Origin of the sequence: Microcoleus sp. CAWBG27 (assembly GCF_020883145.1) — a bacterium.
In the GTDB taxonomy this organism is placed as follows: domain Bacteria; phylum Cyanobacteriota; class Cyanobacteriia; order Cyanobacteriales; family Microcoleaceae; genus Microcoleus.
Window position 1 is genome coordinate 1 of record NZ_JAHREU010000081.1, and the last position, 8,842, is coordinate 8,842.

Below are 8,842 nucleotides of genomic sequence, written 5' to 3' on the forward strand. Positions count from 1 at the left end.
CCTAATTATCAAGAATTAGCCAAAGCCATAGAGTTGGGGTTCAGTCAAGTTACATCATCAAATATTTTTAACTGGTTTACGCACTGCTGTTATTGTACCTCATCTTTCTGAGAAAGGCTATATATATTTTTTAAGTCTGCCAGCCCTGCGGTTGGTAACTTATACAAAAGGTATGCAGTTGCACAAAGCGCGCTCTTTATAATATAAGCGTATAGCGCTGAAGCGCAACTACGTACCAAAGAATTAATTTCTATTGATTACTCGGCAAGCAACAAGTCGATAAACTTATCCAACTCTTGATTATACTTTTGGGCTTGCTCCTTGCCAATTCTGACCAGAGTTGATATTTTATCTGCCGAGGCATCATCAATCGGCAGTCGTGGTTCGTGGCTTAAATCTGGAGAAATTCTTAAATATTGATTGGGTTTGTCAATGGCATCAAAAATTTGGATAATTTGATAATCTATAGTTTCAGCAACTCCCGTCATCATGATATTAATCAAAGGCTGAACCCACTCTATTTTACCCCAATTTTTCACTTCCTGGTAAGGAAATCTTTTCTGAGCTTGTCCCGTCCCCAGCGATAAAATTACCATATCTTTTGCTGTCGGGCCTTTGTCGGAGCGAGTCTCGGGAATTCTTAATTTATTTCTCACTTCGGCATAGGCACAAAGTGCGGGATTGTTGGCGAATACTCCTCCGTCAATTAAAGCGTAGGATTCGTTTGTCAAAGAGTAGATTTTGGGAAGTTCAAAGTAAGAGGGAGCAGCAGATGTGGCTCTGGCGACATCTCTGAGAAAATAGTCTGCTGCTGGATATTTTTTAGCATCTATTTGATTAAAAAAATGAGCTTTTCTCCTTTCGACATCGTAACTGGAAATTAAACAAGGTTTGAGGAGTTGGCTGAGTTTGCAATCTTTGAAGTTTTGCCAACAGAATTTTTCTAACGCATCGCTCGGATATTTCTCATCTATTAAACCGTCTAGAGATTCGAGTGTTTTCAAAAATGAACTTTGAAAAAAGTCGATGCCACTATCTATCGAAAAATTAACCGCGTCTTGGGCAGTCCACTGAGGTCTGCTGGGATTTTTGGCATCCGGAAACAAATAGAGGCAGGTTAAAATTCCTCCCGCACTTGTGCCGGCAATCAAATCAAAATAGTCAGCTATTCTGGCATCTGGGTTGCCGCTTTTTTGTTGTAGCTTTGACTCTAGGGTAACTCCAATTTGCGCGGGGATAATCCCTCTAATTCCGCCTCCATCTATGGATAAAACTCGGGTATATTTAGCCATATTTTTGCCTTTTCTCGATATTTGCTCGTTGGTACAGTCCCGGACTCAAAAAGTGGTTGGACGCGATATTTAGTGGCAAGCTGCGCCTCTGCACACCCTAGAAATATTAGATTTTGCGTCCGAGACTGGCCCAATCTAACATCTCAAATTTAAGTTTAATTGGCTGGCTGCGAGGGTGTAGCGAAAAATATATTCTACAATTTCTACATAATTGTAGGCGGCGGCGGTTGAGTCTGCCCAGACTGTGATGCCGTGATCGCGAATTAACAACGCGGGTACAGAGGGTGCACAAACGGCAAAATATTCACAAATTTCTTTGGCTATTTTAGGCACTTCTAAATAATTTGCAAATAGGGGTATCGCCACCTGGGGGTTTTCCTCCCACACCCCCAAACCTTTCAGCATTTCGATCGCAGGTAAAGGCACTGAATCGCCTGCTGTTAGCCGAGAAACTAAATTTGCCTCGATTGAATGCACGTGATAGCAAGCTTTAGCGCCTGGAAAACAATCGTAAACGGCTAAATGAATGCTGGTTTCGGCGGAAGGGCGGCTGTCAGGAACCGGTTGTTCGACGATCGCGCCTTCGGAGTTCATTCTGATAAAATCTGAATCAGTTAACTGCCCTTTCTGGCGCCCGCTAGCAGTAATCCAAAAACTGCCGTCTGGTAAGCGGGCTGAAAGATTGCCAGCAGTCCCAGCCATCCAACCGCGATCGTAAAAATGTTTGGCTGCTACAATTAAATCCGATCTCAAATCGCCACTCATTGTCTGCTAATCCTCAGTTTTTTATCTACTTTTAGGTCAATAGGAATTGCGCTGGCATACCTAAATGCAGGGTGTGCAACGCGCACTTTACCAATACACATACCGCAGCCCTATGCCCTATGCCCCATGCCCATGAGCATCTAATTGACCTGAGAAAGGCGATAGTTTCAATTCCATTGCTGGGATAAATTTTCCAACACGTCAAAAAAATTATCCCATTTAGTATACGGCTTTTGCTGTTCGTCTAGATATTCGGCAAGCCGATCGCGCGCAAACACCGAGTTCGCCTGCAAAGCCATGTTAAAATCCGTCAGCGAATCTCCGATGGCCACCTGTTCCCGGGCGGGGTGCTGCGCCATCACTCGCACCTTAGACACCAATTCTGTATCTCCTTCAAACTCAGAATTGACTTGCAAGTGAGGGCCGCTAGCGTCCACATCTACAGCATAAATTGCGATCGCCCGGTGTGCCAAATCACCCATAACCGTCTCTACCATAACCCGCAGGCCGCCCGAAACGATCGCAAAATCCACCCTTTGCGCCTCCAAAAAATCCAGCAATTCCACCAATCCCGGCCGCATCAGTTGTCCCCTAGAAAATTCCACAATTTCCCCATAACATTCCGAGGGAATAGACTCTAGTAACTGTCGCACTCCGGAGCGCAAAGTGATCCTTCTCGCGTACATTTCCGGCATCAGTTGAGACGACAATTCCGGTGCAAAATGCTTGAGCATTGCCACAAAAGTTTCTTCAACAGTTATCGTGCCGTCAAAGTCGCAGAATACCACCCGTTGCTGATTGTTCGGGATTGGAGATTTTTGCTTGTCCGACATTATTCGCACCATTCGAGAACGAGAAAAGTTTACAAAACTCATCGTACACCGAAGAAGCAAGAAGCAAGAAGAAAACAGCCATACTATAATAGCTAAGTGCTGTTAGCAATCGCCCGCAGGATTTTATGCGGATTCTTCCAGATCGTCATCGAGATCGTCGTCGAAATCTTCATCGATAGAATCATCCAAATCGTCATCGAGATCGTCTTCGAGATCGTCTTCGAGGAATGCTTCTACATCCTGCTTTTGATTTTTCGTCTTTTGGGGAGTAGCCTTAGCGGGCAAACAGATTAAATTATCATCCTCAGTATTAATCAAACCTTTCGATCGCAATTTGCCCATCAGCCGCGTCACCGTTACCCGCGTCGAGCCGATGGCACTGCCAATTTGAGCGTGAGTCAAGGCCCAAGGCAGTCGATAGCCCCGCACCACATCCGGTTCTCCATCACCTACGTAGGGTTCGCCGAACTCTTCGATCAACAAAGTGAGAAAACCCAGCAATCTGTCGATCGTCCGGCGCTGTCCCAAAGTGCTCAGCCAGAGGAGCTTTCGCTGGTGCTGGTAGCGAAACGCATCCAAAATTTCCCGGCGGAAGTGAGGCCAATTATCCAAATCGTGCCAGTACATCCACACTACGTGAGTGTGATCGGCGTGGGCGTAAGCTTGGAGCGTAAACGGAGACTGAGCAACCAGTTCAAAGGGCTGACCGGCGCCGACGAAGCCCAAAAAAGCTTCTTCTGTAGTTTTGGAAACGGATTTGGACTTTGTTGCAGCGGCGCTAACTTGAGCGCTACCGACGAGCCGCACAGAACCTTTCTGGACTAAATAGAGCAGTCCGGGTCTGGCGGGAATCTTCTCGTCTTTGCTAAAAGTCCGGCAGCGGTAGTGTTCCTGGGCCCAGTCGATAATTCGCTGCCAGGTGATAAACGGTCGATCGATCGTTTCTAGAGGTGTGGAAGTTGATTGCATAAGTGAGGCTCTGGGATATATTTAGTTAGTGAGAAAACGGTTTTTGCCTGCATTGCGATACTAAGTGAGACAACTAACCCCCCATCGAGCCGACACGCTTCTTAACTGTGCTGACTCTTCTCAGTTTCACCGAAAAACTCAATGTAGCAAAAAGTACATGAAAATGGTAGAATTCGGCAATAAGTCGATCGTAAATTATTGTATATTTACCCCAAAAATCGCTAGAAAGCCCATTCCTTCGATGTGAACTCGCCCGGGCGAGCCGATCGACTATCTTTGACATCAGCAGTTTAACGTACAAAGATAGCGCAAGTGGTAACAGTCTCTAGGCACTTTTACTGCAAGAATAGCCGATATGGATACATTAAATATATTCCAGTGCCCGGAAGTTACAGTGAAGTGTTTTTTGCTCTTAAGGTTTCTCTTCGCGATCGAAGAGCAAGGCACAACGAGCGAAATTCCGTTAAATCGGGCTAAAAATAGGGAGCGGGTGGTGTACGTGTCTGCGATCGCCCTGAAATTAGCTGCAACTTGGGACGAGACACCGCAGGCGATCGCCGCACAGTTGGCCGAAATTCTCAAACCGCTGTGTTGTCCAGATTTCGCCGTTCAAGTCGCACCGTCAGGAATAATTGAGCTAGAGCTGACTGATGCGGGTTTAGCTTTCTGGTTGCAGCGATTAGCTCAAATTCCCCTCCCTGTTCCAGAATATCGCACTTTATCTCCTGTTATATCCGCCGATCGGCTGTTTCCGATTCAGTACAGCCACGCACGCTGCTGTTCCCTGCTGCGAATGGCCGATCGCGATCGGTTAATTGCGATCGCACAGCCGAATGTCACCACAGCGCCGCAAATTTGGTCGCTGGCGGCCCCAAATCCTATTCCTTGGGTTGACGAGGGCGATCGTCGGCTGCTATTAGTAGCTCCAGCAGAACGCAGTTTAATTTCGGAACTGATCGCAGTGCTAGATGGTTTATCTCCAGTTTTTGAGGCAAATCAACCCGAAAAACCTGTTAATTATTTCAAATTAGCCAATAGTTTGAGCGCAGCATTTCAGACTTTTTACAGCCAGTGCCGAATTTGGGGCGAAGTCAAAACAGAACAGCCAAAACTCGCTCAAGCCCGATTGGGTTTAATATTGGCAACTCAATCTTTGCTGCGGTTTATCCTAGAAGAGCTATTAAATGCCATGGCTCCTATAGAACTTTGATTTGATTGTACGCGATCGGATTTTCGGGTGCTTAAACAGTTGACAGTTGACAGTTGACAGTTGACAGTGAAGTGATAAGAACCGAGATTTAAACTCCGTTCCGATCACAATCTGCCTTGATGAGTAAGGGCTTCAAACCCCTGCTATTCGGTGATTTTTGGAACTAGCACGAAAAATACTGGTTTTTGGCAATAGTGCACCAGAGAAATTGTATTAAACACCATCACAAAATTTTAGAGAAATCAAAAATATAAATCATATCGTTTCGGCTTATATAAGAATAATTTTAACCGCAGAGAACGCAGAGAACACAGAGAGAGAATATAGAGATGACTACAGAGTAATGCAATCGAATTTGATATCACAGAAAATCTATTGGTCTTCAAAGATGACCAGCATATTCACTACCAACAAGACCCCAACCATGTTAAATTGACAGAACTAAGGATCGCAGATTAAATAATTTACACAAAGAAAGTGGGATGGGCGTCCCGCCCGTCCCGGAAAGACCGGATATCCCGCCCATCCCACGAACCATCAAATTATAAGTTATTTAATTCTCATTCCAAGCTCGCTGAGGTCATAAAATCATGAAACGCAGAGAAGCCATTCAATACTTAGCGACAAGTAATGCTGCTTTTTTGAGTACACTATATCTAGGCAAACAACTGGAGAATAGTAACTTGAACGCTGCCGATAGACCTCTCCCAAACTATGATTATATACTTTTATACTGGATGCCGTATGACAACAATTTATCAACCTTGGGCAAACCTATTCTTGAAATGTTACGCAAAGGTGTACAGACTGACAAAGTTTTGGTATTAGTACAATCTGATTTTAGTGGATCGAGGCGATTATCAAGAAATATTATTACCAAAGGTAACATTACAGTTCAATACTTGGAAACAGCAGACAGTAGTAGTGAAAATGTTCTGAATGAATATCTTACTTGGGCTTTGTCACAATTTCAGACCAAACATTGGGTCATTGTATTTTTAGGTCATGGTGGAAGTCTCATGCAAATTAGTCCCGATGAAAATCCCAACTACGGTTCGACTTCAATCACACAACCTAAATGGATGGATTTACAAAAAGTCAGTGAAGTTATATCTAAATTCAATCAAGATATTAATGGTAGATTAGAACTTCTGTTTTTTCAAAACTGCCATCGGGGCAATATTGAAGTACACTATACATTTCAAAATGTCGCCAAGTATACCCTGTCATCTCAAATAATACTGGGAGCACCAAATTACTATTATGAATCATTACTGAACCACCTTAGCTGTCATCCAAATCTTGACGGAGGTCAAATAGCTAAAAAAATTATGGATTTTGAACGTTTGGATATGTATCATAGTTTGACACTGACTAAAAATGATTACTTTCACCAGCTATCAGAGAAACTTAATCCGGCGATCGATTCAATTCTCATGTCCAACACTGATGCGGTCAAAAAGCTCATTCATTCAGCTTTGTTTCCCTCAAAAGTCAAACATACACAATCTTTTATACAAGTATATCATTATAGTGGAGAATCCTTCGTTGACTTGGCTAACTTTATGTTAGAAATCACGAAAGTTTCTGGTGCAGACGTAACAGCTTGCAATGTTTTCTTAACTTTTTTCAAATCATTTTTAATTGAGAAATTGCAACAAAATGGTAGATTGCTTAGCTCGACAATTCGAGGTAGGTATCAAAACTTTTCAGGCCTGGGTTTGTTTTTGCCGGCGAGTCGGCAAAAACTGGCAACTTATCATCATCTAAAAATTTATTCTGACTTGAAGCTTGTAAACCTTTTTGATGCGGTTATTTTCGATAATTAGCAAAACCGAGCAATACGAATTTCTAGGTATTTATGCAACAGTAACCGTAGGGTGCGGATACATCGATAATCGTCAATAAAAAGCGATTCGCAGCGGCGCAGCAGAGTAGAAATTGACTCCTTCATCAACTGAATCTCCACCGTCGTTTTGCCCACATCGGTAGGCCCAGCAATCACCATCACAGCCGCCCGTTCCAGCCCCCTGCGTGCAGCAGTTCATCTATTTCTGGAACCGGGCCGCCACGTACCAGATAAGAACACTCAGGAATCAAGCAGCCACCAATCACTTTGTTGAGACTGGTCACTCCTACAGAAAGACGATTTTGAGACATTTGTTTGTCGATCTTTGGAATATGGGGCTCGTATTCATATTTAATGGTTTGAGGGGCTGTTTTGATTGTTTGTTTACTGGGCGTCTGAGAACCTTCATGAAAAATATTTCGGCAGAAAATTACGTTAGCACACAAGAATTAGAGGGTATTGTCGGCACTTCGGGCATCTGTCTGCGCCAAGATATAGAGGCTTTTTGGCAAGAAAGGGTAGAAAAAGCAGTTGCCCCAGGCAATTCAATAGCCTGTACCGTTTATCCCCATACCCAGAAAGAACTCGCCGCGGTGATTGCTTTGGCCGGGCAAAATCGCTGGCCACTCTTGCCTTGTGGAAGTGGCAGCAAACTCGATTGGGGCGGTTTAGTTAAATTTGACCCGGATCCTCCCCAGCCTAGGGCGGGCAAGGGGGCACCGCCCCTACCAAGGGGAAAGCAAGATGTTGTCAAAGTCCCCCGGGAAGGGGATTTAGGGGGATCTCCTGATGCAGGGGGGATGGTGGCTGTGAGTACGGCACGATTGAATCGCCTGGTAGAACACGCTGTGGGCGATTTAACCGTGACTGCGGAGGCGGGCATGAAGTTTGCGGATTTGCAGGAAATTTTAGGTAAAGCAGGTCAATTTTTGCCGATCGATCCAGCATATCCGCAACAGGCAACTTTGGGCGGGATTGTCGCTACTGCTGATACGGGTTCGCTGCGACACCGCTACCGGGGCGTGCGCGATTTGTTGTTGGGAATTAGCTTTGTGCGATCGGACGGTAAAATTGCTGTAGCCGGAGGTCGAGTTGTGAAAAATGTTGCCGGTTATGACTTAATGAAACTGTTGACTGGTTCCTACGGCACATTGGGCGTCATTTCTCAAGTAACATTCCGAGTTTATCCGCTGCCGGAATCGTCGGGAACTGTCATACTGACAGGAGAAACGAATGCTTTAGCTGAAGCTGCTCAAATTTTATTATCTTCTGCTTTGACACCGACGGCCGTTGATTTGCTGTCACCGCAGTTAGTAGAAAAACTGAGTTTGGGTAAAGGTTCGGGATTGGTAGTGAGGTTTCAAAGCATCGCCGAAAGCGTTAAACAACAATCCGCCCGCTTGTTGGAAGTTGGCGAAAAGTTGGGCTTGCAAGGCACTAGCTGCGGCGAAAATGACGAGCATCAATTATGGCAAAGATTGCCAGAAACAGTCTGGAATTCTGCCAATAATTCTACAATTATTTGTAAAATAGGTATCAGACCGTCGGAAGCAGTCAAGGCAATTAACGAGTTGCCGGTACAGGATGCTTGGATTCATGCGGGCAGCGGTTTGGGAGTTTTGCGGTTTGAGACTGTGACAGCCGAAACGCTGTTGCAGGTACGCAAAAGGTGCGAAGCCAAAGGCGGTTTTCTGACAGTTTTGGCAGCGCCACCCCAAATCAAACAAGGGTTAGATGTTTGGGGCTATACTGGAAGTGCGATCGATCTAATGCGCCGCATCAAGCAAGAGTTTGACCCGGAGAATATTTTAAATTGCGATCGTTTGATCTTAAAAGGTTCGTAGTGAGGACTTCAGTCCTTCTTAAATCCCAGGAAGAGGACTAAAGTCCTCACTACCAACCAGGAATTTAAGGTTCGTAGTGA

At 44.8% G+C, this 8,842-nt stretch carries 9 protein-coding genes; 3 read left to right on the forward strand and 6 right to left on the reverse strand.

Annotated elements, in window-relative coordinates; genetic code table 11:
* Positions 1-257: 257 nt before the first annotated feature.
* The 4 genes from QZ938_RS29065 to QZ938_RS29080 form a co-directional block, all read right to left on the reverse strand.
* Positions 258-1,292 carry a patatin-like phospholipase family protein gene (locus tag QZ938_RS29065; protein WP_293353682.1) on the reverse strand — a complete coding sequence of 345 codons (1,035 nt, stop codon included), beginning with the start codon at positions 1,290-1,292 and terminating at the stop codon, positions 258-260.
* A gap of 135 nt (positions 1,293-1,427) precedes the next feature.
* Entirely contained in the window at positions 1,428-2,057 is a 630-nt protein-coding gene (gene mtnB, locus QZ938_RS29070; RefSeq protein WP_293353684.1) for a methylthioribulose 1-phosphate dehydratase, read from the reverse strand.
* A gap of 167 nt (positions 2,058-2,224) precedes the next feature.
* Entirely contained in the window at positions 2,225-2,890 is a 666-nt protein-coding gene (locus QZ938_RS29075) for an HAD-IB family phosphatase (RefSeq protein ID WP_293147681.1), read from the reverse strand.
* 123 nt (positions 2,891-3,013) lie between these two features.
* Complete coding sequence (locus QZ938_RS29080; protein WP_293147683.1) at positions 3,014-3,859, reverse strand: Crp/Fnr family transcriptional regulator; 846 nt, start codon at positions 3,857-3,859, stop codon at positions 3,014-3,016.
* Between the two features lie 355 nt (positions 3,860-4,214).
* Here QZ938_RS29080 and QZ938_RS29085 point away from each other — a divergent pair, with 355 nt between their 5' ends.
* Positions 4,215-5,069, forward strand: a complete 855-nt coding sequence (locus tag QZ938_RS29085; protein ID WP_293353688.1) for a DALR anticodon-binding domain-containing protein — start codon at positions 4,215-4,217, stop codon at positions 5,067-5,069.
* A 590-nt stretch (positions 5,070-5,659) separates the two neighbouring features.
* Positions 5,660-6,898, forward strand: a complete 1,239-nt coding sequence (locus QZ938_RS29090) for a clostripain-related cysteine peptidase (protein WP_293353690.1) — start codon at positions 5,660-5,662, stop codon at positions 6,896-6,898.
* Here the strand turns inward: QZ938_RS29090 and QZ938_RS29095 are convergent.
* Complete coding sequence (locus QZ938_RS29095) at positions 6,895-7,080, reverse strand: hypothetical protein (RefSeq protein ID WP_293365666.1); 186 nt, start codon at positions 7,078-7,080, stop codon at positions 6,895-6,897. The two genes, QZ938_RS29090 and QZ938_RS29095, sit on opposite strands and share 4 nt — an antisense overlap.
* A complete protein-coding gene (locus tag QZ938_RS29100) occupies positions 7,077-7,229 on the reverse strand; it encodes a hypothetical protein (RefSeq protein ID WP_293353692.1) in 153 nt (50 codons plus the stop codon). The genes QZ938_RS29095 and QZ938_RS29100 overlap by 4 nt, the downstream gene beginning before the upstream one ends.
* Before the next feature lie 96 nt (positions 7,230-7,325).
* Here QZ938_RS29100 and QZ938_RS29105 point away from each other — a divergent pair, with 96 nt between their 5' ends.
* The gene (locus QZ938_RS29105; RefSeq protein ID WP_293353694.1) at positions 7,326-8,762 is read left to right on the forward strand and encodes an FAD-binding oxidoreductase; all 1,437 of its coding nucleotides are present in this window, start codon (positions 7,326-7,328) and stop codon (positions 8,760-8,762) included.
* Positions 8,763-8,842 lie beyond the last annotated feature (80 nt).

Excerpts from the sequence above, each read along its gene's own strand:
- QZ938_RS29065 (WP_293353682.1), bottom strand. The coding sequence starts at position 1,292 with ATGGCTAAATATACCCGAGTTTTATCCATAGATGGAGGCGGAATTAGA.
- mtnB (WP_293353684.1), bottom strand. The coding sequence starts at position 2,057 with ATGAGTGGCGATTTGAGATCGGATTTAATTGTAGCAGCCAAACATTTT.
- QZ938_RS29075 (WP_293147681.1), bottom strand. The coding sequence starts at position 2,890 with ATGTCGGACAAGCAAAAATCTCCAATCCCGAACAATCAGCAACGGGTG.
- QZ938_RS29080 (WP_293147683.1), bottom strand. The coding sequence starts at position 3,859 with ATGCAATCAACTTCCACACCTCTAGAAACGATCGATCGACCGTTTATC.
- QZ938_RS29085 (WP_293353688.1), top strand. The coding sequence starts at position 4,215 with ATGGATACATTAAATATATTCCAGTGCCCGGAAGTTACAGTGAAGTGT.
- QZ938_RS29090 (WP_293353690.1), top strand. The coding sequence starts at position 5,660 with ATGAAACGCAGAGAAGCCATTCAATACTTAGCGACAAGTAATGCTGCT.
- QZ938_RS29100 (WP_293353692.1), bottom strand. The coding sequence starts at position 7,229 with ATGTCTCAAAATCGTCTTTCTGTAGGAGTGACCAGTCTCAACAAAGTG.
- QZ938_RS29105 (WP_293353694.1), top strand. The coding sequence starts at position 7,326 with ATGAAAAATATTTCGGCAGAAAATTACGTTAGCACACAAGAATTAGAG.